This window comes from Mesorhizobium sp. WSM4815 (assembly GCF_055811575.1).
This window is the reverse complement of the sequence record NZ_JBVVQS010000091.1, coordinates 1-25382: the sequence shown is the minus strand read 5'-3', so window position 1 is coordinate 25382 and position 25382 is coordinate 1. Positions and strand designations below refer to the sequence as shown.

Here is a 25382-nt window from a genome sequence, read left to right as displayed (position 1 = left end):
GCCTGCGCTTTCGATCAACCACGGTGATCCATGACCGAGCCTCCGCTGAAAGGCATCCGCGTAATCGAACTCGCCCGCATCCTGGCCGGGCCGTGGGCGGGGCAATTGCTTGCCGATCTCGGCGCCGACGTGATCAAGGTCGAGAGCCCTGATGGCGGCGACGATACCCGCAAATGGGGTCCGCCCTTCGTCATGAGCCATGACGGCGAAAACCTCTCGGCCGCCTACTACCATTCCTGCAATCGCGGCAAGCGCTCCATCGCCATCGATTTCTCGACGCCCGAAGGCGCCGAGACAGTGCGCCGGCTGGCTGCGACATCGGACGTGTTGATCGAAAACTTCAAGCTCGGCGGGCTGAAGAAATACGGCCTCGACCATGACAGCTTGCGCAAAATCAACCCGCGGTTGATCTATTGCTCGATCACCGGCTTCGGCCAGGACGGGCCGTATGCGCCACGCGCCGGCTATGACTTCATCATCCAGGGCATGGCCGGCATGATGTCGATCACCGGCGAGGCCGGCCGCGAGCCGCAAAAGGCCGGTGTCGCCATTTCAGACATTTTCACCGGCCTCTATTCGGTGATCGCCATCCAGGCCGCACTTCGCCATGCCGAGAAGACCGGCGAAGGCCAGCATATCGACATGGCGCTCTACGACAGCCAGATCTCGGCGCTCGGCAACCAGAACCTCAACTATCTGGTCTCGGGAAAATCGCCGGTGCAGATGGGCAACGCGCATATGAACATCGCGCCCTACGAAGTGGTGCCGGTGAAGGACGGCCACATCATCCTTGCCATCGGCAATGACGGCCAGTTTGCCAAATTCTGCGCCGCCGTCGGGTTGGACAACCTGCCATCGAACCCCGATTTCGCCACCAATCCCGCCCGGGTCGCCAACCGGGCCAAGCTGCGCGAGCATATAATCGAGGCGCTGAAAACCTTCGATCGCGATCCGCTGCTGGCCAGGCTGGAGGCGGCAGGCGTGCCTGCCAGCCCGATCAACACGATCGGCGAGATGTTCGCCGACCCGCAGACCATCGCGCGCGGCATGCGGCTCGACCTCGACGACGGCCATGGCAATCTGTTGCCCTCGGTGCGCGCGCCGATGATCATGTCGGGCACGCCGCTGGTCTATGAGCAGCCCTCGCCGCGTCTCGGCGAACACACCGAAGAAATCCTTGCCGAACTGGAGAGGTCAGGAAAATGAAGACCGGCGGACAACTGATTGTCGATGCGCTCGAAGCCAACGGAACGGACCGTATCTATTGCGTGCCCGGCGAATCCTACCTTGCGGTGCTTGACGCGCTGCACGACTCGCCGATCCGCACCATCGTCTGCCGCCAGGAAGGCGGCGCCGCGATGATGGCCGACTGCCATGGCCGCCTGACCGGCAAGCCAGGCATCTGCTTCGTCACCCGCGGCCCCGGCGCCACCAACGCCTCGGCCGGCATTCACATCGCCATGCAGGATTCGGTGCCCGTCATCCTGTTCATCGGCCAGGTCGCCAGCCACGCCAAGCAGCGCGAGGCTTTTCAAGAGGTCGACTACGTCAGGTTCTTCGGCGACATCGCCAAATGGGTGGTCGAGATCGACGACGCCGCGCGCATTCCCGAATTCGTCACCCGCGCCTTCGCGGTGGCGACATCCGGCCGTCCCGGCCCGGTCGTCATCTCGCTGCCGGAAGACATGCTGACCAGCTTGGCCGAGGCGCCAGCAGCCCTGCCCCATACGCCGGTCGAAACGCGGCCGGGCGAGGCCGAGCTCGATGCTCTGGAAAAGCTTCTCGGCAAGGCAAAACGCCCCTTCGTCATCCTCGGCGGCACGCGCTGGGATGCGGCGGCCGTCGCGCGGATGCGGACGATCGCCGAAGCCTGGTCGCTGCCGGTCGGCTGCTCCTTCCGCCGCCAGATGCTGTTCGATCATCTCCACCCCAACTATGCCGGCGATGTCGGCATCGGCATCAACCCGAAGCTGGCGACCGCCATCAAGCAGGCCGACCTCGTGCTGCTGATCGGCGGCCGCATGGGCGAGATGCCGTCCTCCGACTACACGCTGCTCAAAAGCCCCTATCCCGACCAGACGCTGGTCCATGTCCATGCCGACGCCGGCGAGCTCGGCCGTGTCTATCGGCCGACGCTGGCGATCAACGCCTCGCCGTCCGCCTTCGTCGAGGCCTTTGCCGGGCGCAAGCCGGCCGCCACGCCGGTCTGGGCGGATGAAACACCGAAGCTGCACGCCGCCTATCTCGACTGGTCGACACCGCCCGAAAGCGGCCCCGGCGCCGTCCAGATGGGGCCGATCATGAACTATCTCGAAAAAATGCTGCCCGACGATGCGATCCTCACCAACGGCGCCGGCAACTACGCCACCTGGGTGCACCGCTTCCACCGTTCTCGGCGCTTTGCCACGCAGGCAGCACCGACCTCCGGCTCGATGGGCTACGGCACGCCGGCAGCGGTCGCCGCCAAGGAATTGTTTCCCGAGCGCGACGTGATCGCCTTCGCCGGCGACGGCTGCTTCCTGATGAACGGCCAGGAATTCGCCACCGCCGTGCAGTACGATCTGCCGATCATCGTCGTCGTCGTCAACAATGGCATCTACGGCACCATCCGCATGCATCAGGAGCGCGAGTATCCCGGCCGCGTCGTCGCCACCGACCTGAAGAATCCCGACTTCGCGGCGCTCGCCCGCGCCTATGGCGGCCATGGCGAAACCGTCGAGAAGACGGCCGACTTCGCGCCGGCCTTCGAACGCGCCCGTGCCAGCGGCAAGCCGTCGATCGTCGAGATCAGGCTCGACCCCGAGGCGATCACGCCGACCCGGACGATGACCCAGATACGGGACAGGTCGTGAGCGCCAGAGGCATAGGCCGAATTTCTTCGCGGCGCTGTCCCGCAAACTTCGACAGGCTAGTGCAGCGCTTCGCCGGGCCGACGTTGCGCTACATCGTCGCCGCCTTCTCGATCTGCCCGCGGATCTCGCCGTCCTTGTGGGCCTCCGTATGAAGGTTGATATAATATTTGCCGGCCATCAGGTCGGCAGCCTGCGCGTCGGTCAGGATCGCCGCCCCCTTGAACGGGCTTTTCGGAGCGCCCTTGAACGGGACGACGACGTCGGCATTTTCACCCTTTGCTGCCGGACCGTGAATATGTCCGGCCGTCGCCGGTCCACTGAGACCTGAAAACATCACGTTCCAGGTGAGCTGTTTCGTGTCGGTGTTGAAGCCGAGAGTGGCCTCGCCTTTGCCCTCCGTGGTGACGGCTGGATTCTGCTGAGCGCCATCGAGCGTCGCCTTCATCTTCATCATGTCGGCCAAGGCCGGTGAAGCGCACAGGAAGGGAGCCGAAACGGCGAGCGCCGAAAGCATCGGCGAGAAGGATTGCATGCGCATGGAATTCTCCGTTGTGGCGATGACATCCGCTGAAGCAGGATGCACTGGAACAACGGTCGTGGCGAGCGGATGTTTCCACCGGTAACGGCTATTTTACATGCCAAAAAAGGGGGCGGTCGCCCGTCCCCTTTTTTTCGAATTGCGGGCCCCAGAGGCCCCGGTTGATGGCCCTTTACTTGATGGCCTTGTCGGTGATGGCGGTCGTGTAGGCGCCGGTCGGCTCCTTGGTGATGATCTTCTGGTCGAGCAGCGCCTTGGCGGTGCGCGCGTAGGTCGCCGGGTCGAGCTTGCCGTCGGCATTGTCGATCAGCTTGGCGACTTCGCCCATCATGCGCTTCTGGTGGTTCTCGTCCTGGCCGCCATTGTCCATGACGATGCCGGCCGCCTCGTCGGAATTGTCGACGGCGTATTTCCAGCCCTTCATCGAGGCGCGCACGAAACGCACCATCTTGTCCTCGAAGGCCGGATCCTTGAGCTTGTCCTCCAAGGCGTAGAGACCGTCCTCAAGCAGGTCGTTGCCCATGGCCGAGTAGTTGAACACGATCAACTCTTCCGGCTTGTAGCCGGCATCGATGAGCTGCCAGTATTCGTTGTAGGTCATGACCGAAATACAATCCGCCTGCTTCTGGATCAGCGGCTGCACGTCGAAACTCTGCTTCAGCACGGTGACGCCATCCGGGCCGCCGTCGGTCTTCAAGCCGAGCTTGTTCATCCAGGCGTAGAACGGATACTCGTTGCCGAAGAACCAGACGCCGAGCGTATGGCCCTTGAAGTCGGCTTCGGTCTTGACCGGGCCGTCCTTCGGGCAGACCAGCTGCATGCCGGCCTTCTTGAACGGTTGGGCGATATTGACCAGCGGCACGCCCTTTTCGCGGGCTGCCAGCGCGCCGCCCATCCAGTCGACGATGACGTCGGCGCCGCCGCCGGCGATCACCTGCTCGGGCGCGATATCGGGGCCGCCCGGCTTGATCTCGACGTCGAGGCCCTCGGCCTCATAAAAACCCTTGTCCTTGGCGACGTAGTAGCCGGCGAACTGGGCCTGCGTGACCCATTTCAGCTGCAGCGTCACCTTGTCTGCGGCCATCGCCTGGAACGCGGCAAGCGACATCGCGCCGGCCAGCATCGAAACAACAAGTCTTTTCATGCTTTTACCCTCTGGAGTTAAGTGTTCACCCTTTTAGGACCAGGACCTTCAATCCAACCCCTGATTCCAAACCCGCCACCGCCCTATCCACCACGGACGGAGGGATGCCAAAACGTGACTGCTCTCTCGAAAAGAGCGACCACGCCATAAAAGACCGAACCAGCAAGTGCTGCAACTGCGATTTCGGCCCAGACCATGTCGATATTCATCCGCCCGACTTCGGTCGAAATCCGGAATCCCATGCCGACCACCGGCGTGCCGAAGAACTCCGCGACGATGGCGCCGATCAGTGCCAGCGTCGAATTGATCTTCAGCGCGTTGAAGATGAAGGGGGCTGCCGCCGGCAGCCGCAGCTTGAACAGCGTCTGCCAGTAGCTCGACGCATAGGTGCGCATCAGATCGCGTTCCATATGGCCGGAGGCAGCAAGCCCGGCGACCGTGTTCACCAGCATCGGGAAGAAGGTCATGATGATGACGACGGCGGCCTTCGACTGCCAGTCGAAGCCGAACCACATGACCATGATCGGCGCCACGCCGATGATCGGCAGCGCCGACACCATATTGCCGATCGGCAGCAAGCCGCGGCGCAGGAACGGCACGCGGTCGGCCGCGATGGCAGCAAGGATGCCGGCGCCGCTACCGACAATATAGCCGAAGATCACCGCCTTGAAGATGGTCTGCCGCACGTCGGCGGCCAGCACCGGCAGCGAATTGGCGATGCGCACGCCGATGGCGCTTGGCGGCGGCAGCAGGATGAAAGGAATGCCGGCGCCGCGCGTCACCGCCTCCCAGATGATCAGGATCCAGGCGCCGAAGATCGCCGGGATGATCAGCCGCAAAGCGGTCGCCGCCCAGCGCGAGGCCGGGCGAAGCGCTGACAGCACCGTCACGCAACGCCAGGCCAGAAGCCATGCCGCGGCGAGCAGCAGATAGAACGACGCGCGAGCGGTGCCTTCGTTGCCGGTTATGCCGGCGAGCAATAGCCACGCCGCGCCATGCGCGCCAAGGAAGAGCAACACCACCCCGACTGCCGGCGGGAAATTATCGGCCTCGATTGCCAGGAGCAGCAACAAAAAAATCAAAGCCGCGGTACCGACACCATAGCCGAGCGCCGCATCGACAAGCGGCCAAAGAAGCAGCGCGCCGGCAAGAAGGACAAGCGCGGCATACCCTTGCCACGAGCGGGGGGTGATCGACGAAAGGCTCAGGAGGGAACTCATGCCGGCCTCCCGCCCATGGCGCGGTCGACGAGGCGCCCGGCAATGCCGACCACCATCACCAGCAAGGCCGCCACCACCGAGCCGGCCACCAGCGCCGACCAGATGTCGATGGTCTGACTGTAATAGGCGCCGGCGAGCAGCTTGGCGCCGATGCCGGCGACGGCACCGGTCGGCAGTTCACCGACGATGGCGCCGACCAGGCTGGCGGCGACCGCCACCTTCATCGAGGTGAACAGGAACGGCACCGATGCCGGCACCCGCAACTTCCAGAAGGTCTGCGAGGGGCTGGCATTGTAGGTGTGCATCAGGTCGAGATGGGTGAGTTCGGGCGAACGCAGCCCCTTGACCATGCCGACCGCCACCGGGAAGAACGACAGATAGGTCGAGATCAGCGCCTTCGGGATCAGGCCGGTAACGCCGATCGCCGCCAGCACGACGATGATCATCGGCGCCACCGCCAGGATCGGAATGGTCTGCGAGGCGATGATCCACGGCATCAGGCTGCGGTCGAGCGTCGCCACATGGACGATGCCGACGGCAATCAGGATGCCGAGCGCCGTGCCGAAAGCGAAGCCGAGCAGCGTCGAGGACAGCGTCACCCAGGCATTGTAGACAAGGCTGCGATTGCTGGTGACCTTGCGCAGAAACGTGTTCTCGAAGAAATTCACCGCCACCTGATGCGGCGCCGGCAGTGTCGGCTTGGGCTGCGCCATCGTCTTGCCGATGAACTCCACGATCCCCGGCGTCTCGCCGGCACGGCGGTCGAGATCGCGCTGGAACGGCGCGTTGAGGATGACGGCGAAAACATACCAGACGACCACCACGCCTGCGAGGATCGAGGTCACCGGAACGATCTTGTCGCGAAAGGAGTCCATCAGCGAAGCTCCCCTCCTCTCCCCAACGGGGAGAGGGTGGCCGGAGCGAAGCGGAGGCCGGGTGAGGGGGTAGAAATCTTTCCGTCGAGGCAAGCCAAGATCGTATCAAGGACCGCTCGACGTTCGGCCAGAACTTCATGGTTCCAGAACCGAAGAACGGAATAACCATGGCCATTCAACCAGGCCGTCCTGGCGGGGTCGGTTGGTGAATCCGCATGCTGGCTACCATCGAGTTCGACAATCAGACCCTTCTCGCGACAAACGAAATCCGCGATGAAAGGTCCAAGCGGCACTTGCCTCACAAATTTGTAGCCGTTGAGATGACGTCCTCTCAGTTCCCCCCAAAGTCGGTACTCAGCCTCGGTTTCGTCGACCCGCAGCTTTCGAGCGCGAGCGGTTGCCCCGGCATTTCTTTTCGTCGGATCTGTCGGCGCCGCCCCCTCACCCGACCTCCGCTTCGCTCCGGCCACCCTCTCCCCGTCGGGGAGAGGAGGGAGCTCATCCCGCTCAATCCTCATAGCTGTGCCCTGCCCTGCACCGCGTCGCTCCTTGCTCCGCCCTAGGATGACGAAGGCGTGGTTGGGCCCGCTGGCCCCGTCGGGGAGAGGAGGGAGCCCATCCCGCTCAATCCTCATAGCTGTGCCCTGCCCTGAGCCCGTCGCGCACCCGCGCGGCGATCGCCAAAAACTCCGGCGTCTCGCGAATGTCGAGCGGCCGCTTTTTCGGCAGCGTCGATTCGATGACGTCGCTGACGCGGCCTGGGCGCGGCGACATGACGATGATCCGCGTCGACAGGTAGACCGCCTCGGGAATGGAATGGGTGACGAAGCAGATCGTCTTGTTGGTCCGATCCCAAAGCTCCAGCAGCTGTTCGTTGAGGTGGTCGCGCACGATCTCGTCCAGCGCGCCGAACGGCTCGTCCATCAACAGAAGATCGGCATCGAAGGCTAGCGCCCGCGCGATCGAGGCGCGCTGCTGCATGCCGCCGGAAAGCTGCCACGGGTATTTCTGCTCGAAGCCGGACAGATTGACGAGATCAAGCGTGCGCTTGATGCGCGCCGCCTGCTCTGCCTTCGACAGGCCCATGATCTCCAGGGGCAGCGCCACATTGCGCTCGATCGTGCGCCACGGATAAAGTGCGGCCGCCTGGAAGACATAGCCATAGGCGCGGTTTTCGCGCGCCTGCTCCGGCGTCACGCCATTGACGGAGATGCGTCCCGATGTCGGTTTCTCGAGATCGGCGATCACCCGCAGCAAGGTCGTCTTGCCGCAGCCGGACGGCCCGATGAAGGAGACGAATTCGCCCTTGCCGATGGTCAGGTCGACATCCGACAGCGCCTGCACCGGACCGTCGCTGGTCTGGAAGGTGAGGCCGAGCTTGCTTGCCGAAACGACGGCTGGCGACTGTCCGGTCATAGGCCGCCTGGCTTTTCGCACCGCCGCCGCGCCGGCCGCACTCCCGTTGCTTTTGCCAAAATGCTGCTTTCCACTTATCTTGTCCCACTCGATCGAGAGTTTGCCCGATGTCGTCCAAACCCACCTGCCATCTTATCCGCCCCGAAGGCTCTTATGAAGGCAAGCAGGGATTGAGTTATTTCACCGGCATCGCCGCCGAGACGGTCGGCTCTACCGGCATCTGCATGCACCTGCTCACCATGCCGCCCGGTGCCCGCGCCAAGGCGCATATGCACGAAAGCCATGAGACGGCGATCTATGTGCTCTCCGGCGAGGTCCATACCTGGTATGGCGACCGGCTCGAGCAGCAGACCGTGGCCAAGGCCGGCGACCTCTTCTACATTCCCGCCGGCGTGCCGCATTTGCCGGCCAATCTGAGCGACAGCCCGGCCTCGGCGGTCATCGCCCGCACCGATCCCAACGAACAGGAAAGCGTCGTGCTGCTGCCGCAACTGGATGGGCTGGTCGCCTGAGGCCGGCTTCAGTGCAATCGCTTCAGGTTTGCGCTGCCCATGAGGGGCGGCGCCGACGTCGACAAACCCGCGCAAGCTCACACCCCGGTCGCCGGAATACCTGACCGTTCCACCTTGCGCGGCGCGGAAATTTCCTTCCAGGTCGACAGCGCCCGGTTGACCGCGGCATTCGGCTCGCGAGCGACGAACTCGCCATGGCCGGGCTTCGCCTTGACCTCGTTCTCCTGGATCGACAATTCGCCGCGCGAAAAGACGAAGCGCGGCAGGCCGGTCACCTCGAAACCTTCGAAGACGTTGTAGTCGATCACCGACTGCTGCTTCTTGGAGGTGATCGTCTTCTTGCGCTTCGGGTCCCAGACGAGGATGTCGGCGTCGGCGCCTTCGACGATGGCGCCCTTCTTCGGATACATGTTGAGGATTTTGGCGATGTTGGTCGAGGTCACCGCGACGAATTCGTTCATCGTGAGCCGGCCGGTGTTGACGCCCGTCGTCCACAGCACCGGCAAGCGGTCCTCAAGCCCGCCGGTGCCGTTCGGGATCTTGGTGAAATCGCCGACACCGTTGCGCTTCTGGCTGGTGGTGAAGGCGCAATGGTCGGTCGCCACCACTTGCAGCGATCCGGCCTGCAGGCCGGCCCACAGCGAATCCTGGTGCAGTTTGTTGCGGAACGGCGGGCTCATCACGCGGCGCGCCGCATGGTCCCAGTCCTTGTTGAAATATTCGCTCTCGTCGAGCGTCAGATGCTGGATCAGCGGCTCGCCGAACACCCGCATGCCCTTCTGCCGCGCCCGGCGAATGGCTTCGTGCGCCTGCTCGCAGGAGACATGCACGACATAGAGCGGCACGCCGGCCATGTCGGCGATCATGATGGCGCGGTTGGTCGCCTCGCCTTCCACTTCCGGCGGCCGCGAATAAGCGTGCCCTTCGGGGCCGTTATTGCCGGCGGCCAGCAGCTTCTGCGACAGCGCCGCCACCACGTCGCCATTCTCGGCATGGACCAGCGGCAGCGCGCCAAGGTCGGCGCAGCGCTGGAACGACGAATACATCTCGTCGTCGTCGACCATCAGCGCGCCCTTGTAGGCCATGAAGTGCTTGAACGAGGTGATGCCCTTGTCGACGACGGTGGCCATCTCGTCGAACACCTGCTTGCCCCACCAGGTGATCGCCATGTGGAAGGAATAGTCGCAGGAGGCTTTCGAGGTCTTGTTGTCCCACATCTGCAAGGCCTCGAGCAGCGACTGCTGCGGCGCCGGCAGACAGAAATCGACAACCATGGTGGTGCCGCCGGCAAGCGCGGCGCGGGTGCCGCTCTCGAAATCGTCGGCCGAATAGGTGCCCATGAACGGCATTTCGAGATGGGTGTGCGGATCGATGCCGCCCGGCATCACGTAGCAGCCGGTGGCGTCGAACTCGTGATCGCCATGCAGGTCCGGCCCGATGGCGATGATCTTGCCGTGCTTGAACAGCACGTCGGCCTTCCAGCTTCGATCGGCGGTGACGATGGTGCCGTTCTTGATGACTTTGGACATTTTTTTGTTCCCTTGTTCTCTTCGCGCTTCTTGGTGAGCGACGTTCGGAATCTTGGTTTCTAGCTCACCCCACGATGACAGCTGTCTCCACCACCGCGTGGAACAGCACATCGGCGCCGGCCGCCGCCCATTCCTTGGTGATTTCCTCGGCCTCGTTGTGGCTGAGCCCGTCGACGCAGGGGCACATCACCATTGCCGTCGGCGCGACGCGGTTGATCCAGCAGGCGTCGTGGCCGGCGCCGGAGACGATGTTGCGATGCGTATAACCCAAGCGCTCGGCCGCATCCCGCACTGCCTTGACGCAGCCCGGATCGAAAGTCACCGGATCGAAATGGCCGACCTGGTCGATTTGATATTTGATGTCGAGCGCTTCGCAGATCGTGTCGATGCCTTCGCGGATGCGCCCGTCCATGGCGTCGAGCACTTCCTTTTCCGGTGAGCGGATGTCGATGGTGAACATGGTGCGGCCGGCGATGATGTTGCGCGAGTTCGGATAGACCTCCATGTGGCCGACCGCGCCGACGGCGTCGGGCTGGTAGTCCATGGCGATCTCGTGCACCAGTTCGATCACCCGCGCCATGCCGAGCCCAGCATTGCGGCGCTTCGGCATCGGCGTCGAGCCGGTATGCGCCTCCTTGCCGGTCAGCGTCACCTGCAGCCATTTCAATCCCTGGCCATGGGTGACGACGCCGATGTCGATGCCCTCGTCCTCGAGGATCGGGCCCTGCTCGATATGCAGCTCGAAGAAGGCGTGGATCTTGCGCTCACCGACTTTCTCGCTGCCTTTCCAGCCGATGCGTTCGAGCTCCTCGCCGAACTTCTTGCCGTCCTTGTCGACATGTTCGTAGACGTCGGCTTGGTCGAGGACGCCGGCGAACACGCCGGATGCCATCATCGCCGGCGCAAAGCGCGCGCCTTCCTCGTTGGTCCAGTTGGTGACGACGATCGGATGTTTTGTCTTGATGCCGAGCTCGTTGAGCGAGCGTACGATCTCAAGGCCGCCAAGAACGCCGAGCACGCCGTCATACTTGCCGCCGGTCGGCTGGGTGTCGAGATGGCTGCCGACATAGACCGGCGGCAGATCGGGGTCGGTGCCCTCGCGGCGGGCAAACATCGTGCCCATCTCGTCGAGGCCCATTTCAAGTCCAGCCGCCTCGCACCAGCGCTTGAACAGCTGCCGCCCCTCGCCGTCCGCGTCGGTCAACGTCTGGCGATTGTTGCCGCCGGCAACGCCGGGGCCGATCTTCGCCATCTCCATTATCGAATCCCACAAACGGTCTGAATTGATTCGCAGATTCTCGCCCGGAGCGGCCATTTTCTAAAACCTCATCGATTGCGCAGCGTCCCCCAGGGAAAGCTGCGCCGCGTTTCTCAATCCACCGCCCTCAGCACTTCACGCACATGGTCGATCAATTCGTTGATCTGGCCTTTGGTGATGATCAGCGGCGGCGACAGCGCGATGATGTCGCCGGTGGTGCGGATCAGCGCGCCGCGCTCGAACGCTTTCACAAAAGCCGAGAAGGCACGCTTGGTCGGACTGCCGGGGATGGGCGCCAGCTCGATCGCACCGATCAGGCCGATGTTTCTGATGTCGATGACGTTCGGCTCGCCCGTCAGCGAATGCAGCGCGTCTTCCCAATACGGCGCCAGTTCCTGGCCGCGGGTCAGCAGGCCCTCTTCCTTATAGGTGTCGAGCGTGCCCAGCGCCGCCGCACAGGCGATCGGATTGCCCGAATAGGTGTAGCCGTGAAAGAACTCGATCATATGCTCGGGGCCGGTCATGAAGGCGTCGTGGATTTCCTTCTTGACGAACACCGCGCCCATCGGAATGACGCCGTTGGAGACACCCTTGGCGGTGGTCATGATATCGGGCGTGACGCCGAAATAGTCGGCGGCAAACGGCGTGCCGAGACGGCCGAAGCCGGTGATGACCTCGTCGAAGATCAAAAGGATGCCGTGCCTGGTGCAAATCTCGCGCAGCCTCTCGAGATAGCCCTTCGGCGGCAGGATGACGCCGGTGGAACCCGCCACCGGCTCGACGATGACGGCCGCGATGGTCGAGGCGTCGTGCAGCGCGACGATGCGCTCCAACTCGTTGGCCAATTCCGCGCCATACTCGGGCACGCCCTTGGTGAACGAATTCTTCTCGGGCAGGTGGGTGTGCGGCATGTGGTCGACGCCGCCGAGCAGCGTGCCGAACATCTTGCGGTTGGTGACGATGCCGCCGACCGAGATGCCGCCGAAATTGACGCCGTGATAGCCGCGCTCGCGGCCGATCAGGCGGGTGCGCGAGCCCTCGCCTCTGGCGCGGTGATAGGCGATCGCCATCTTCAGCGCAGTCTCGACCGATTCCGATCCGGAATTGGTGAAGAACACGTGGTCCATGCCCTCCGGCGCCAAGTCGACCAAACGGTTCGCTAATTCGAAGACGATCGGGTGACCCATCTGGAACGCCGGCGCATAGTCGAGCTCGGCGGCCTGGCTCTGGATCGCCTCGGTGATCTTCGGCCGGCAGTGGCCGGCATTGACGCACCACAGGCCGGCGGTGCCGTCTAAAACCGTGCGACCGTCGCTCGTCGTGTAATGCATGTCCTTGGCGGACACCATCATGCGCGGCGCCTGCTTGAACTGCCGGTTTGCCGTGAACGGCATCCAGAATGCGCTGAGATCGTTCGGCGTGACTTTCAGCCGGTTGGACATGACCAAGACTTCCCCTTGTAACCTGTTTCGGTGCGGCTAACGCTTGGTCTTCCCGACACTTGGTCTCTGCTGCGTTTTCGTGCTACGCAAATTTTGACCGATTGGACAAACGTTAGCACCGCCCTGTCGGCGGTCAAGGGATTACTAGCGGAAATGCGGCAGCTGAGGCGCGCTCCACAGGCCGGAGAAAAACTGGTCCAGAGAATTGGTCCAGATGGCTCTCCAAGCCATGGTATGCCGCGGTGACGGCCGACATGGAAATTCCGGCCCCTCGCCGCACCCGCATCCAGCAGGAAAAGCGCGAGCTGATCCTGGAGGCGGCGCTCGAGGTGTTCTCGACCAGCGGCTTTCGCGGCTCGACCATCGACCAGATCGCCGAAGCCGCCGGCATGTCGAAGCCGAACCTGCTCTACTATTTCCGCCGCAAGGAGGATATCCACGAGACGCTGATGCAGCGGCTTCTGGACACCTGGCTGGCGCCGCTGCGCGAACTCGACGACATCGGCGATCCCTTGACCGAATTGCGCAGCTATATCAGGCGCAAGCTCGAAATGGCGCGCGATTTCCCCAGGGAAAGCCGCCTGTTCGCCAACGAGATCCTGCAGGGCGCGCCGCGCATCATGCCGATGCTGGAAGGCGAGCTGAAGACGCTGGTCGACGAGAAGGCCGCCGTCATCAAAGGCTGGATGCGCGCCGGCAGGATCGCCCCCACCGACCCCTGGCACCTGATCTTCTCGATCTGGGCGACGACGCAGCACTATGCCGATTTCGACGTTCAGGTCCGCGCCGTGCTCGGCCCCGACCGAGGCGGCGACGGCCGCTTCGAGGACGCTGCAAGGTTTTTAGAGCAATTGTTCATCGACGGGCTGAAGCCGAAGGGCTGAAGCTTCAGCAATATGGTTTGACAGATTGAGACCGTTTGCCAGAGGCTACGGTGGCTGCCTCCGCGAAGGCGACCGACCGAACCATCAAAGCGGCTGCGCCGCCAGCGCCAGGAAACCTCCAGTCAGCGCCACGTTGCCGACAAAGCCGTTGATGCGCGACGCGCGCTCGGACCCCTGATGATCCCAGAAATTATGGAACATCGGCGTGGCCACCATCAGGAACAGCACCAGGCACAGAGCCGCGGCAGCGGTCCAGACACCTGATATCACCAGCGCTCCGGATACGATTTGCATGACGATCCCCAGCCACAGCATCAGCCGCGCCTGCGGCACGCCTCGCGTCGTCATCAGCTGGGTCAGGAAGCCTGCATTCTGGATGTTGCGCAGGCCGGCAAAGACAAAGGCGCCGCCAAGCAGCAGGCGTGCGGCAACCAGAATCTCATTCTCAAAATTCAACAACATGGTCTTGATCCCAAAGCAAAAAGAGACGCGCGGCGTTAAGGCTGCCCACCCAGTTTCGTCCGCTCAGGCGGCCTTGGCAGCCGCTACCGGATGAATGGCGTGGAAGGGCACGCAGAGCCGGTTCCAGGTGTTGATCATGCCGATCGCGACGGACAGCTTGACCAGTTCCTCTTCCGAGAAGTGTCCAAGCGTTTTTGCATAGAGATCATCCGGCACGCCGCCGTCGGCGATCTTCGTCACCACGTCGGTCCAAGCGAAGGCAGCACGTTCGCGCTCGGAAAACAGCGGCGATTCCTTCCAGGCGGAGACGAGATAGAGCCGCTGCTCGGTCTCGCCATCTCGGCGCGCCTCGCGGCTATGCATCTCGACGCAATACGAACAGCCATTGATCTGCGACGCCCGCAGCTTGACCAGATGCAGCAGGCTTGCCTCGAGCCCGCACTCGTCGACCGCCTTGTTGAGCGCCGATACCGCTTTCATGATTTCCGGCGCCGCGCCGAAGAATTGCAGCCTCTGTTTCATTCTCTTACCCTTCACGCTTGCTTGGTTGAACTGGATTTCTGCGGTCGTTGATGGCGCTCGACAAAGGCGCAGTTGGCGGCGACTGAACGGGGATCGGCGTCGCTCATATAGTCGGCAACGATGTCGGACAGCCGGGCCTCGGCAAGAGCAACGCGATAGGCGCGCTCGGCCTTCAGCATCGCGACGCTGATGCCGCAAGGTTTGACATAGGCGGAGGCATCGAGCCTGGCCGGCCCGCGCTGACGGATTTCGCCGCAGCGGAAGGCCGGTTCGCGCCCTTCCACGGCGAGCACGATGTCGAGCAGCGTTATGCGCTCCGCCGGCCGCGCCAGCCGGAAACCGCCCGATGGCCCGGGCACCGATTCCAGGATGCCCGACGCCGTCAGCGCGTTGAGATGCTTGAGCAGATAGCTCGGCGACAGGCCGAACGCTTCCGCCATGGCAGCACCCGGCATGGTCGCCGCGCCTTCCACGCCGGCAAGCATGGCGGCGCAGTGGATGGCCGCTTCAACGCCCTCGCCCAGCTTCATTTTTCTGAGTCCCAATTCATGGATATATCTTATCGTGGATAATTTTTATCCGCAATAGGAAATTAAGAGTCTCGACTATAGATGGCTGCGCTGACGGCGATTTCATCCGATCGATGGCGCCGCCCCTCATTGCCCTGCCGGGCATTTCTCCCCGTAAACGGGGAGAAAGACGCCGGCATCGACGTTTTCGCCAATCTCCAGCGTTGCAGAATAGAGAGCCTAGGCCGCGGCCAGCGGGCTTCTCCCCGTCCACGGGGAGAAGGTGCCGGCAGGCGGATGAGGGGCAGCGCCAACCTCGAGGATTCAACCGCTTCGACCGGGAAGAAACTTACTCCGCGGCCACCTTGGCCATCGGGTTGTTCGGATGCGTCGTCCAGTTGGCGTAGACCGGCGACACCGGTCTGCCGGTGCGCTGGTCGATGACGCCGGCCGCCAGCGGCTCCATGGTGATGCAGTTCTCGACAGGACAGACATTGACGCACAGGTTGCAGCCGACGCATTCGGCCTCGATCACCTCGAAACGTCTGACGCCGTCGACGATTGCGGTGATCGCCTGGTGCGAAGTGTCCTCGCAGGCGATGTGGCAGCGGCCGCACTTGATGCAGGCCTCCTGGTCGATATGCGCCTTGGCGACGTAATTGAGGTTGAGGTATTGCCAGTCGGTGACGTTAGGCGTGGCGCGGCCGACGATGTCGTCGAGCGAGGCATGGCCCTTCTCGTCCATCCAGTTTTCCAGGCCGGCGATCATCTCCTGCACGATCTTGAAGCCATAGGTCATCGCCGCCGTGCACACCTGCACATTGCCGGCGCCGAGCGCCATGAATTCGGCAGCGTCGCGCCAGGTGGTGATGCCGCCGATACCGGAGATCGGCAGGCCGTGCGTTTCCGGATCGCGGGCGATCTCGGCGACCATGTTCATGGCGATCGGCTTCACCGCCGGGCCGCAATAGCCGCCATGCGAACCCTTGCCGTCGATCGTCGGCTCCGGTGCGAAACTGTCGAGATTGACGCCGGTGATCGAATTGATGGTGTTGATCAGCGACACCGCGTCGGTGCCGCCGGCATGGGCGGCGCGCGCCGGCTTTCGTATGTCGGTGATGTTCGGCGTCAGCTTGGTGATCACAGGCATGGGGGTGTTGGCCTTGCACCAGCGCACCACCATTTCGATGTATTCCGGCACCTGGCCGACGGCGGCACCCATGCCGCGTTCCGACATGCCGTGCGGGCAGCCGAAATTGAGCTCGATGCCATCGGCCCCGGTCTCCTCGACCACCGGCAGGATCGCCTTCCACGCATGCTCCTCGCAAGGCACCATCAGCGAGACGACGATGGCGCGGTCGGGCCAGTCCATCTTGACCTGCTTGATCTCGCGCAGATTGGTCTGCAAGTCGCGGTCGGTGATCAGTTCGATGTTGTTCAAGCCGAGCAGGCGGCGATCGGCGCCCCAGATCGCGCCATAGCGCGGGCCGTTGACATTGACCACCGGCGGCCCCTCTTCGCCGAGCGTCTTCCAGACAACGCCGCCCCAGCCCGCCCTAAAGGCGCGGATGACATTGTAGGCCTTGTCGGTCGGCGGCGCCGAGGCCAGCCAGAACGGATTCGGCGATTTGATGCCGACGAAATTGTTTCTGATATCTGCCATGCTCATGCCCTCCCGTTCGAGGTCAGTGCCCGGTGGATCGATTCGGCCGCGTCGCGCCCTTGCGCGACGGCCGAGACTGTGAGGTCGTCGCCGCCATAGATGCAGTCGCCGCCGGCCCATACGTTTGGCAACGAGGTGCGGCCTTCGGCGTCGACCTTGATGCGGCCGGCTTCCAGCGCCAGCAAGGCGCCGCTGCCGTTGAGCGCAGCCGGGACAAAGCTCTGGCCGATCGCCTTGAACACCTGGTCGGCGGTGAGCGTCAGCCGCTCGCCGGTGCCGACGAGTTTCTCGCCTTCCATCGCCGTATATTCGAGTTCGATGCCCGACACCTTGCCGCCTTCGGCAATGACCCGCTTCGGCTGCAACCAGTGACGGATGATGACGCCGTTGGCTGCGGCCAGGTCCTGCTCGAATTCCGAGGCGTTCATGTGCTCCCGGCCGCGCCGGTAGCAGATCGTCACCTCTTCGGCGCCGAGCAGCTTTGATTGCACCGCCGCGTCGATCGCCGTCATGCCGCCGCCGATGACGACGACGCGCCGGCCGACCGGCAGGCTGGCAAGATCGCTGGCCTGGCGAAGCTCGGCAATGAACTCCACCGCATTGGTGACGCCTTGCGCGTCCTCGCCGTCGGCGCGCAGCGCGTTGACGCCGCCAAGCCCCATGCCGAGGAACACTGCATCGTAATTCCTGGTCAGGTCCGACAGCTGGTAATCGCGGCCAAGCGCCTTGCCGTTCTGGATGTCGATGCCGCCGATCGAAATGACATAGTCGACCTCGGCCTGGGCAAAATTGTCGATGCTCTTGTAAGCGGCGATGCCGTATTCATTGAGACCGCCGGCTTTCGGGCGCGCCTCGAGGATGGTCACGTCGTGACCGTGGCGGGCGAGCCGATGGGCGGCGGCAAGCCCGGCCGGTCCGGCGCCGACCACGGCGACCGTCTTGCCGGTCGGAGCGGCGCGCGCATAGAACTGCTTGTTCTCAGCCATCGCGACATCGGTGGCATAACGCTGCAGGCGGGCGATCTGCACCGGCTTGCCTTCAGCCACTTCGCGCACGCAGACCTCTTCGCACAGCGTCTCGGTCGGGCAGACGCGGGCGCACATGCCGCCCAAAATGTTCTGGTCGAAAATCGTCTTGGCCGAGCCGATCGGATTGCCGGTCGAGATCTGGCGGATGAACAGCGGGATGTCGATCGAGGTCGGGCATGCGTTCATGCACGGCGCATCGTAGCAGAAATAGCAGCGATCGGACTCGACCAGCGCCTCGTGATGATCGAGCGGCGGATGCAGGTCGGAAAAATTATCGGCATATTGCTCGGGCGAAAGCCGCCCGCCGGCAATGCCCTGCTTGAAATGACCAGTCGCCATTCCGCTTCCCCATTCCTTGTTGTTTTGCAGAAGGCTAGCACGTTTTGTTTTTTTATCAATTGGTCAATTTTCGACGCAAGCCGCTGAAAAGCCACGACAAAAACATGATATCAATACTCATGTTTTCTATATTGGCCTTGGCTGTCGGAATTCCGTCGCGAAGATCGTCCTAGATGGATCACGCATGATCGATGACTGGAAACCCAAGGAGCACGACAATGCCAAACTCCCCGACGTCCTTCTTCTGGTACGAGCTGATGACCACCGATCTCGACGCCGCCGAAGCGTTCTACACCGACGTGGTCGGCTGGAAGGCGCAGCCCTTCGACGGCGCGCCCGGCATGCCGCGCTATATCGTCATGAACGTCGGCGAGCGCGGCGTTGCCGGGCTGATGACGCAGCCGGACGAAGTGCGCAAGACGGGCATGCCGCCAGCCTGGGTCGGTTACATCCATACCGGGGATGTCGATGCTTCTACGAAATCGCTGAAGGGGGCCGGCGGTGCGGTTCACCGCGAACCCGATGACATTCCGGGCGTCGGCCGCTTTGCCGTCGTCGCCGATCCGCAAGGCGCGGTGTTCAACTTTCTGCAGCCTGACGGCCCTGACCAGCCGCCGTTGCCGGCTACTACTCCCGGCAATATCGGCTGGCATGAACTCTACACGACCGACTGGCACGCCGCGTTCGATTTCTATGCCGGGCAATTCGGCTGGACCAAGGGCGACGCCATGGATATGGGGCCGATGGGCACCTACCAGCTGTTTGCCGCCGGCGGCGAACCTGTCGGCGGCATGATGAACAAGCCCGAGCAGGTTCCGGTGCCAGTCTGGCAGTTCTATTTCAATGTCCCCGCAATCGACGCGGCGGCCAAGCGTGTCACCGATAATGGCGGCACAATCCTGATGGGACCGATGGAGGTTCCCGGCGGCGGCTGGATCGTGATGTGCACGGACCCACAGGGTGCTCATTTCGCGCTGACGGCGCCGGTGCGGTAGCTGGGCGTACGGTTTGTTTCCCGGTTGGCGTTCCTTCGCCCCCTCTGTCCTGCCGGACAGAGGGGGCGCTGTCCGGGCGCTGCACCGCCGACCCCGCGCAATGACGGCGCCATCACCCTCGCATCCGCTCGAGATTCGCGTCGAACAGCGGCGTCGGCTGCACCCGTGCGGTGTAGCGCTTGCCCAAGAGCTCGATCTCGAAACCATCGGCCTCGTCGGCGATCTCCTTCGGCACATAGCCCAGGGCCACGGACGTCTTTGAATGATGTGCGTAGCCGCCTGACGTGACCCAGCCGCGCACCGCGCCGTCGAACCAGATCGGCTCGTCGCCGATGACGTCGGCGTCTGCCGCATCGACGACAAAGGCGCGCAGTCGCAGCTTGCCGCCTTGCTGGCGCTCGGCGAGTGCCGCCTGCTTGCCGATGAAATCGGTTTCTTTCCCGTAGGCGACGAAACGGTCGAGCCCGGCCTCCAGCGGTCCGTAGATCGGCCGGTATTCGCGCGCCCACGAGCCGTAATTCTTCTCCAGCCGCAGCGCGTTGAGCGCGCGCGCGCCGAACAGGCCGATGCCGAAGTCTTCGCCGGCCGCCATCAGGGTCTGGTACGCGGCACGCTGATATTCCGGCGCCACCCAGATCTCGTAGCCGAGATCGCCGGTGTAGCTGACGCGGCCGACCAGGCACGGCGCCATGCCGATATCCATCCTGGCCGTCGCCATGAACGGAAACGCCGCATTCGACACATCCGCCCGCGTGGCTTTTGCCAGCACGTCCCGCGCCCTCGGACCGGCAATCGACAGGCCCGTCAGTCTCGCCCCCAGCGCCTCGATATGGATCGAACCGTCTTGCGGCAGATGCGCCTCGAACCAGCGCATGTGATACTGCTCGGCAATGCCGGAGCCGGCGAGAAACCAGCCCTCCCCGCTGGAATTGCGGCTGCCGAGATTGGCCAGCGAAAAATCGCCGATCAACCTGCCGTCTTGCTTCAGCATCGGCGCCAGCGTCATGCGGCCGGGCTTTGGCAGCTTGCAGGCAAGCAGGCGGTCGAGCCAGGCCGCCGCGCCCGCGCCCGTCACCCTGTATTTGGCGAAGGACGAGATTTCCGACAGGCCGACACTTGTCCGCACCGTCCTCACCTCTTTTGCGACATGCTCGAAATCGCTCGAGCGCCGCCACGAGAACTCGTCCCTGACGCCTTCGGGCGCATACCACAGCGGCACTTCCAGCCCATAGGCCACGCCCCACTGCGCGCCCTTGGCCGACAAGAGGTCGTAGACCGGCGTGGTCTTGAGCGGCCGCCCGGCAGGCAGTTCCTCATTAGGAAAGCGGATGGAAAAACGCCGCGAATAATTCTCGCGCACCTTGGCGTTGGTGTAGGCCATCGTTGCCCAGTCGCCGTAGCGAGAGACGTCCATCGCCCAGATGTCGGCGCCGGGATCGCCCTCGATCATCCAGTTCGACAGCGCCAGGCCAACACCGCCGCCCTGCGAAAAGCCGGCCATGACGCCGCAGGCGACCCAGAAGCCAGGCAGGCCGCGCACCGGCCCGACCAACGGGTTGCCGTCGGGCGCGAAGGTGAAGGGGCCGTTGATGATCTGCTTGATTCCGGTGTTCTGGAAGGCCGGGAAATGCCGAAACCCGACTTCCATTGACGGCGCGATGCGGTCGATGTCGGGCTCGAGAAGCTCGTGGCCGAAATTCCACGGTGTCTGAAGCTCGGACCATGGCTTGTTGGCCTTCTCATAGGTGCCCATCAGCATGCCGCCGCGCTCCTGGCGCAGATAGAGCTCGCCGTCGAAATCGACCGCGTGGATGATCTCGGTGCCGGTCTTCTGGTTCCAGGCGGCGACCTCCGGCATGTCCTCGGTGATCAGGTACATGTGCTCCATGGCCAGCACCGGCAGTTCGAGACCAACCATGCGGCCGACCTCGCGCGCCCACAGGCCGCCGGCGTTGACGACATGCTCGGCCACCACCTCACCCTTGTTGGTGATGACGCGCCACAGCCCGTCGGCGCGGCGCACGATATCCTCGACCTTGGTGAAGCGCTCAACCTCGGCGCCAAGTTTTCTGGCCGCCTTGGCATAGGCGTGGGTGACGCCGGACGGGTCGAGATGACCGTCCTCCTTGTTGCGCACCGCGCCGACGAACTGCTTCGGGTCGAGCAGCGGCATCAGCTCGGCCGCCTCATCAGGCGAAATCTCCTCGAGGTCGATGCCGAGATAGCGGCCCTTGGCGACGACGCCGCGCAGCCAGTCGAGCCGCGCCTCGGTCGCCGCCAGAAGCACGCCACCGGTCAGATGCACGCCGGTCGCCTGGCCGGACAGCTCCTCGATCTCCTTGTAGAGCGAGATCGTGTATTTCTGCAGCTTGGCGACGTTGGGATCGCCATTGATCGTATGCATGCCGCCGGCCGCGTGCCAGGTCGAGCCGGAAGTCAGCTCGTCACGCTCCAGAAGCACAATGTCGGTCCAGCCGTGACGGGCGAGATGGAACAGCACCGAACAGCCGACGACGCCTCCGCCAATGACCACGACCTTCGCATGCGATTTCATGGGTTTTTCTCGTTATTTCAGGGAGTTGGAGGGGTGAGATGAATCGGGGCGGGAGGAGCCAAGCCACCCCTCGCAGGCGCACAACGTAGCATCACGGCTCGCCCTGCCCGATCGCTTCCCTGCGCCTGGCCACATACGCCTCCAGCGCCTCGCGCACCGCAATATCCATCGTCGGCTCGACATAATCCTCCAGCGCTTTCTTCCACAGCCGCGTCGCCCGCGCCGTGGCGTCTAGCCCGCCGGCCTCCTGCCAGGCCTCGTAGTTCTGCCAATTGGAGAGCATCGGCTGGTAGAAGGCGGTGGCATAGCGCTCCAGCGTGTGCGGCTCGCCGAAGAAATGGCCGCCGGTCGGCACCGCACCCAGCGCCTCGACGGCGAGTTCCGCCTCGTTGACTTCGATCGGGCGCAAAAACTCCATCATGTGCTGGATCATCTCGACGTCGATGATGAACTTTTCGAACGATGCGGTCAGCCCGCCCTCCTGCCAGCCGGCTGCGTGGTAGACGAGATTGCCGTGGCCGAGCACCGCGCCCCACAGCGCCATCAGCGTCTCATAGGCGCCTTGCGCGTCGGCGGCGTTGGAGGCCGAGCCCGGTGTCGTTCGGTAGGGCAGTCCATAGCGCCGCGCCAGCTGCCCGGAGGCGATGTTGGCCTTGGTGTTCTCTGGCGTGCCAAAGGCCGGCGCACCGGACTTCATGTCGACATTGGAGGTGAAGGCACCATACATGACCGGGGCGCCAGGGCGGACAAGCTGCGTCAAGACCACGCCGAACAGCGCCTCGGCGTTCTGTTGCGCCAGCGCGCCGGCAAGCGTCACCGGGCTCATCGCCCCCATCAGCGTGAACGGCGTCACCGCAACCGACTGGCCGAACTCGGCCATGGTCATCAGCCCTTCGGCCATCATCTCGTCGAAGCGGCGCGGCGAGTTGACCGAGATGATGGTGGTGACGCCAGGATTGTCGCACATCTGATCAAGCGTCAGTCCGCGCGAGATCGCCATCATTTCGATGCCGTCCAGCGCCCTGCCGCGGCCGATCGCCGAGACGTGAAAACTCTTGTCGGCCAGCGTCAGATTGGCGAAATAGGTGTCGAGGTGGCGTGAATTGGCCGGCAGTTCCACCGGTGCGCAGACCTGATTGCCCAGCATGTGGATGCAGTTGAAATGCTGCGCCAGCCGGGTGAGATCGCGGTAGTCGCGCAGGTTTCCGGCGCGCCGGCCGCGTTCCATGTCATGCACGTTCGGCGGTCCGGCGACGAGCGTAAAATTGATGGTGTTGCCGCCGAGACGGACTGTGTGGGCCGGGTTGCGAGGCGTCAGCGTATAGCTGGACCGCGTCGTCTTCAGTGCCTCGTCGATCATGCCGCGGTCGATGCGGACAGTCATCGACGCATGATCGACCTTGGCCCTGGCCGTCTCGAACAGCGAAAGCGCCCGCGGGCTCATCACCTCGATGCCGAAATTCTCCAGAATGTGCATCGACGCCTGGTGGATCGCCTCGATCTGGTCGGCCGAGAGCATCGCCATCGGCGGATAGGGATTTGTCACGCGGCGCAACGGCAGTTGCGGGATGGCGGCCGGTCCCCTGTTGCTGGGTCGCTCGGCGCCGCGCTTGCGTCTCGGTTCGGTCATGCGGCGCATCAAAGCGCCGGCACTACGATCGGGCTGTCAGAAATCCGCCACCTGCGGGCGTGATTTTAGCCAAGGCGGCATTTTGTGATTTTCATGCCGACAAAAGCGACGGAAAACGTCGGAATATCTATCCTCGCCGTGTCCCGGCCAAAGCGGCCGATCAGCCGTTAAGGAACGCCGCAAGATTCCCTTTATGATTCCGGCCTAATCCTCTTGCGATGGGTAGGTCGAGTTTTCGTAAAATTGTAGCCGTTGCCGTGATGCTGGCGCTGTCGGCCTGCGCGACGCCGCCGAGCCATATCAACGATGTCTGCGCCGTCTTCGACCAGAATGACGGCTGGCTCGACAACTGGCAGGCGGCGGCCGAACGCGCCGAACGGAAGCACGGCGTGCCGGTTCCCGTGTTGATGGCGACGGTGCGCAAGGAATCCGGCTTCAAGAGCAACGCCAGGCCGCCTCGCAAGAAGCTGCTCGGCTTCATTCCCTGGAAACGTGCCTCCAGCGCCACCGGCTTCTCGCAGGCGCTCGACGGCACCTGGGCGCAATATCAGAGCGAGACCGGCAGCTGGGCGGCGCGCCGCACCAGCTTCGCCGATGCCGTCGATTTCGTCGGCTGGTATCATTCCAAGACATCAGACACGCTCGGCGTCGCCCGCAACGACACCTACAATCTCTATCTGGCCTATTATCTCGGCTGGACGGCCTATGGCCGCGGCAACCGCGGCGATGCCGGCGTGCAGCGCTATGCGCGGGCCACCGAGCAGATGGCTCGGGACTACGCCGTGCAGCTACGCCAATGCGCGCGTTGATGGCGCCACGGACCTAATCGTCCGCCAGCTTCGGCCTCTTGCCGTGCGGACGCTGCGGCGGAGCGCCGGCAAAGCCCGGACCGACGCCCTGCGGCGCGTCGTCGGGCACGCCTTCATTGGCGGCATGCTCCTTGTCGAACTTGATCACCGGCTCCATTTTCGCCAGCACGTCGTCGGCGAGCCAGCACAGGCTCATATGGCCGTCGCCGAGATGCTTGACCGGCGGCACCTGCGTCTCGCAAAGATTGTCCGGCACCAGCTTCTTGTAGCCGCAGCGGGTCTGGAACGGGCAGCCGGTTGGCGGGTTCATCGCAGACGGGATGTCGCCCTCCAGCACGATGTGTTTCTTGATCACGCTGGTGTCGGCGATCGGGATCGCCGACAGCAGCGCCTCGGTATAGGGATGATAGGGCGGCGAAAAGATCTGGTCGGTCGTGCCCTGCTCGACGATATAGCCGAGATACATGACGACGACGCGGTCGGCGATGTAGCGCACCACCGACAGATCGTGGCTGATGAACAGCATCGTCGTCTTGTTCTTGCGCTGGATGTCCATCAACAGTTCGGTCACCGCCGCCTGCACCGACACATCGAGTGCCGAGACCGGCTCGTCGGCCACCACCACCTTGGCATCGCCGGCAAAAGCCCGCGCCACGCCGATGCGTTGCTTCTGGCCGCCTGAAAGCTGGCGCGGCTTGCGGGTCTCGAACGCCCGCGGCAGCTTCACCAGGTCGAGCAGTTCCAGCATGCGCTTGCGGCGATCGGCAACGGTGTTGCCGACATTGAACTTTTCCAGCGTGCGGATGATCTGCGAGCCGACCGTATGGCTGGGGTTGAGCGTGTCGAACGGATTCTGGAACACCATCTGGATCGACGACACCGTCTCGACGCTGCGGTTTTCAACCCCGGTCGACTCGATCCGCTGGTTGCCGAGCGTCACGCTGCCGGAGCTTGCCGTCTCCAGCCCGAGCAGCACCTTGGCCAGCGTCGACTTTCCGCAGCCGGACTCGCCGACGATGGCGACGGTCTCGGATTCGCGCGCCATGAAGGAGATCGTCTCATTGGCCTTGACGACGCGGCCCTCGCTCGAGCCGAACACCTCGCTGCCGCTAACCTTGTAGTATTTTTTGAGATCCTCGATCTTGAGCACCGGCGCGCCGGGCTCGACGCGCTCGTTGACCTTCTTGGCGCCGGGCGGCAG

General features: G+C 63.7%; 23 protein-coding genes. 6 read left to right on the top strand and 17 right to left on the bottom strand.

The window, feature by feature from the left end:
• The first annotated feature begins 30 nt into the window (after positions 1–30).
• A complete protein-coding gene (locus AC0L2B_RS13495; protein ID WP_473745669.1) occupies positions 31–1206 on the top strand; it encodes a CaiB/BaiF CoA transferase family protein in 1176 nt (391 codons plus the stop codon).
• A complete protein-coding gene (locus AC0L2B_RS13490; RefSeq protein ID WP_473745668.1) occupies positions 1203–2852 on the top strand; it encodes a thiamine pyrophosphate-binding protein in 1650 nt (549 codons plus the stop codon). The genes AC0L2B_RS13495 and AC0L2B_RS13490 overlap by 4 nt, the downstream gene beginning before the upstream one ends.
• 88 nt (positions 2853–2940) lie before the next feature.
• On the opposite strand, the gene AC0L2B_RS13485 is transcribed toward AC0L2B_RS13490, so the two are convergent.
• The 6 genes from AC0L2B_RS13485 to AC0L2B_RS13460 form a co-directional block, all read right to left on the bottom strand.
• Entirely contained in the window at positions 2941–3390 is a 450-nt protein-coding gene (locus AC0L2B_RS13485) for a CHRD domain-containing protein (protein ID WP_287252271.1), read from the bottom strand.
• A 172-nt stretch (positions 3391–3562) separates the two neighbouring features.
• Positions 3563–4534: an ABC transporter substrate-binding protein gene (locus tag AC0L2B_RS13480; RefSeq protein WP_023798699.1), complete on the bottom strand. Its 972-nt coding sequence runs from the start codon at positions 4532–4534 to the stop codon at positions 3563–3565.
• An 83-nt stretch (positions 4535–4617) separates the two neighbouring features.
• Entirely contained in the window at positions 4618–5754 is a 1137-nt protein-coding gene (locus tag AC0L2B_RS13475; protein WP_473745667.1) for an ABC transporter permease, read from the bottom strand.
• Positions 5751–6629: an ABC transporter permease gene (locus AC0L2B_RS13470; RefSeq protein WP_023798697.1), complete on the bottom strand. Its 879-nt coding sequence runs from the start codon at positions 6627–6629 to the stop codon at positions 5751–5753. Before AC0L2B_RS13470 ends, AC0L2B_RS13475 begins: the two co-directional genes overlap by 4 nt.
• Complete coding sequence (locus AC0L2B_RS13465; RefSeq protein ID WP_473745666.1) at positions 6629–7147, bottom strand: endonuclease domain-containing protein; 519 nt, start codon at positions 7145–7147, stop codon at positions 6629–6631. Before AC0L2B_RS13465 ends, AC0L2B_RS13470 begins: the two co-directional genes overlap by 1 nt.
• 106 nt (positions 7148–7253) lie before the next feature.
• Positions 7254–8045: an ABC transporter ATP-binding protein gene (locus tag AC0L2B_RS13460; RefSeq protein ID WP_473745665.1), complete on the bottom strand. Its 792-nt coding sequence runs from the start codon at positions 8043–8045 to the stop codon at positions 7254–7256.
• A gap of 107 nt (positions 8046–8152) precedes the next feature.
• Here AC0L2B_RS13460 and AC0L2B_RS13455 point away from each other — a divergent pair, with 107 nt between their 5' ends.
• Complete coding sequence (locus AC0L2B_RS13455) at positions 8153–8557, top strand: cupin domain-containing protein (protein ID WP_027153830.1); 405 nt, start codon at positions 8153–8155, stop codon at positions 8555–8557.
• A 77-nt stretch (positions 8558–8634) separates the two neighbouring features.
• Here the strand turns inward: AC0L2B_RS13455 and hydA are convergent, their stop codons facing one another.
• The 3 genes from hydA to aptA all read right to left on the bottom strand — a co-directional run bounded on the left by hydA (position 8635) and on the right by aptA (position 12786).
• Positions 8635–10086 (bottom strand): dihydropyrimidinase, encoded by a 1452-nt coding sequence (gene hydA / locus AC0L2B_RS13450; RefSeq protein WP_473479954.1) that lies wholly within the window; start codon positions 10084–10086, stop codon positions 8635–8637.
• A gap of 64 nt (positions 10087–10150) precedes the next feature.
• Positions 10151–11401: a Zn-dependent hydrolase gene (locus AC0L2B_RS13445; protein WP_419693805.1), complete on the bottom strand. Its 1251-nt coding sequence runs from the start codon at positions 11399–11401 to the stop codon at positions 10151–10153.
• 56 nt (positions 11402–11457) lie between these two features.
• On the bottom strand, positions 11458–12786 hold the full coding sequence (aptA, locus tag AC0L2B_RS13440) for an omega-aminotransferase AptA (RefSeq protein WP_473745664.1): 1329 nt from the start codon (positions 12784–12786) through the stop codon (positions 11458–11460).
• Positions 12787–13040: 254 nt separating this feature from the next.
• Between aptA and AC0L2B_RS13435 the strand changes: the two genes are divergently transcribed.
• Positions 13041–13670 carry a TetR family transcriptional regulator C-terminal domain-containing protein gene (locus tag AC0L2B_RS13435; RefSeq protein WP_473745662.1) on the top strand — a complete coding sequence of 210 codons (630 nt, stop codon included), beginning with the start codon at positions 13041–13043 and terminating at the stop codon, positions 13668–13670.
• Positions 13671–13754: 84 nt separating this feature from the next.
• On the opposite strand, the gene AC0L2B_RS13430 is transcribed toward AC0L2B_RS13435, so the two are convergent.
• The 5 genes from AC0L2B_RS13430 to AC0L2B_RS13410 form a co-directional block, all read right to left on the bottom strand.
• The gene (locus tag AC0L2B_RS13430) at positions 13755–14132 is read right to left on the bottom strand and encodes a DoxX family protein (protein ID WP_473745661.1); all 378 of its coding nucleotides are present in this window, start codon (positions 14130–14132) and stop codon (positions 13755–13757) included.
• 63 nt (positions 14133–14195) lie between these two features.
• Entirely contained in the window at positions 14196–14654 is a 459-nt protein-coding gene (locus AC0L2B_RS13425; RefSeq protein WP_473745660.1) for a carboxymuconolactone decarboxylase family protein, read from the bottom strand.
• Between the two features lie 11 nt (positions 14655–14665).
• Positions 14666–15184, bottom strand: coding sequence for an RrF2 family transcriptional regulator (locus AC0L2B_RS13420; protein ID WP_473645171.1), 519 nt, complete (start codon positions 15182–15184; stop codon positions 14666–14668).
• Positions 15185–15512: 328 nt separating this feature from the next.
• A complete protein-coding gene (gene preA / locus AC0L2B_RS13415) occupies positions 15513–16826 on the bottom strand; it encodes an NAD-dependent dihydropyrimidine dehydrogenase subunit PreA (protein WP_473745659.1) in 1314 nt (437 codons plus the stop codon).
• A 2-nt stretch (positions 16827–16828) separates the two neighbouring features.
• Entirely contained in the window at positions 16829–18193 is a 1365-nt protein-coding gene (locus AC0L2B_RS13410; RefSeq protein ID WP_473745658.1) for an NAD(P)-dependent oxidoreductase, read from the bottom strand.
• Between the two features lie 218 nt (positions 18194–18411).
• On the opposite strand from AC0L2B_RS13410, the gene AC0L2B_RS13405 reads away from it, so the two are divergent.
• The gene (locus AC0L2B_RS13405) at positions 18412–19188 is read left to right on the top strand and encodes a VOC family protein (RefSeq protein WP_287242385.1); all 777 of its coding nucleotides are present in this window, start codon (positions 18412–18414) and stop codon (positions 19186–19188) included.
• 112 nt (positions 19189–19300) lie between these two features.
• On the opposite strand, the gene AC0L2B_RS13400 is transcribed toward AC0L2B_RS13405, so the two are convergent.
• Positions 19301–21742 (bottom strand): GcvT family protein, encoded by a 2442-nt coding sequence (locus tag AC0L2B_RS13400; RefSeq protein ID WP_473745656.1) that lies wholly within the window; start codon positions 21740–21742, stop codon positions 19301–19303.
• Positions 21743–21833: 91 nt separating this feature from the next.
• Positions 21834–23372, bottom strand: a complete 1539-nt coding sequence (locus tag AC0L2B_RS13395) for a trimethylamine methyltransferase family protein (protein WP_473745655.1) — start codon at positions 23370–23372, stop codon at positions 21834–21836.
• A 218-nt stretch (positions 23373–23590) separates the two neighbouring features.
• On the opposite strand from AC0L2B_RS13395, the gene AC0L2B_RS13390 reads away from it, so the two are divergent.
• Entirely contained in the window at positions 23591–24181 is a 591-nt protein-coding gene (locus AC0L2B_RS13390) for a transglycosylase SLT domain-containing protein (protein WP_287076877.1), read from the top strand.
• A gap of 13 nt (positions 24182–24194) precedes the next feature.
• Here the strand turns inward: AC0L2B_RS13390 and AC0L2B_RS13385 are convergent.
• Positions 24195–25382, bottom strand: a 1188-nt coding sequence (locus AC0L2B_RS13385) for an oligopeptide/dipeptide ABC transporter ATP-binding protein (protein ID WP_473745654.1), incomplete at its 5' end; no start/stop codon positions are given.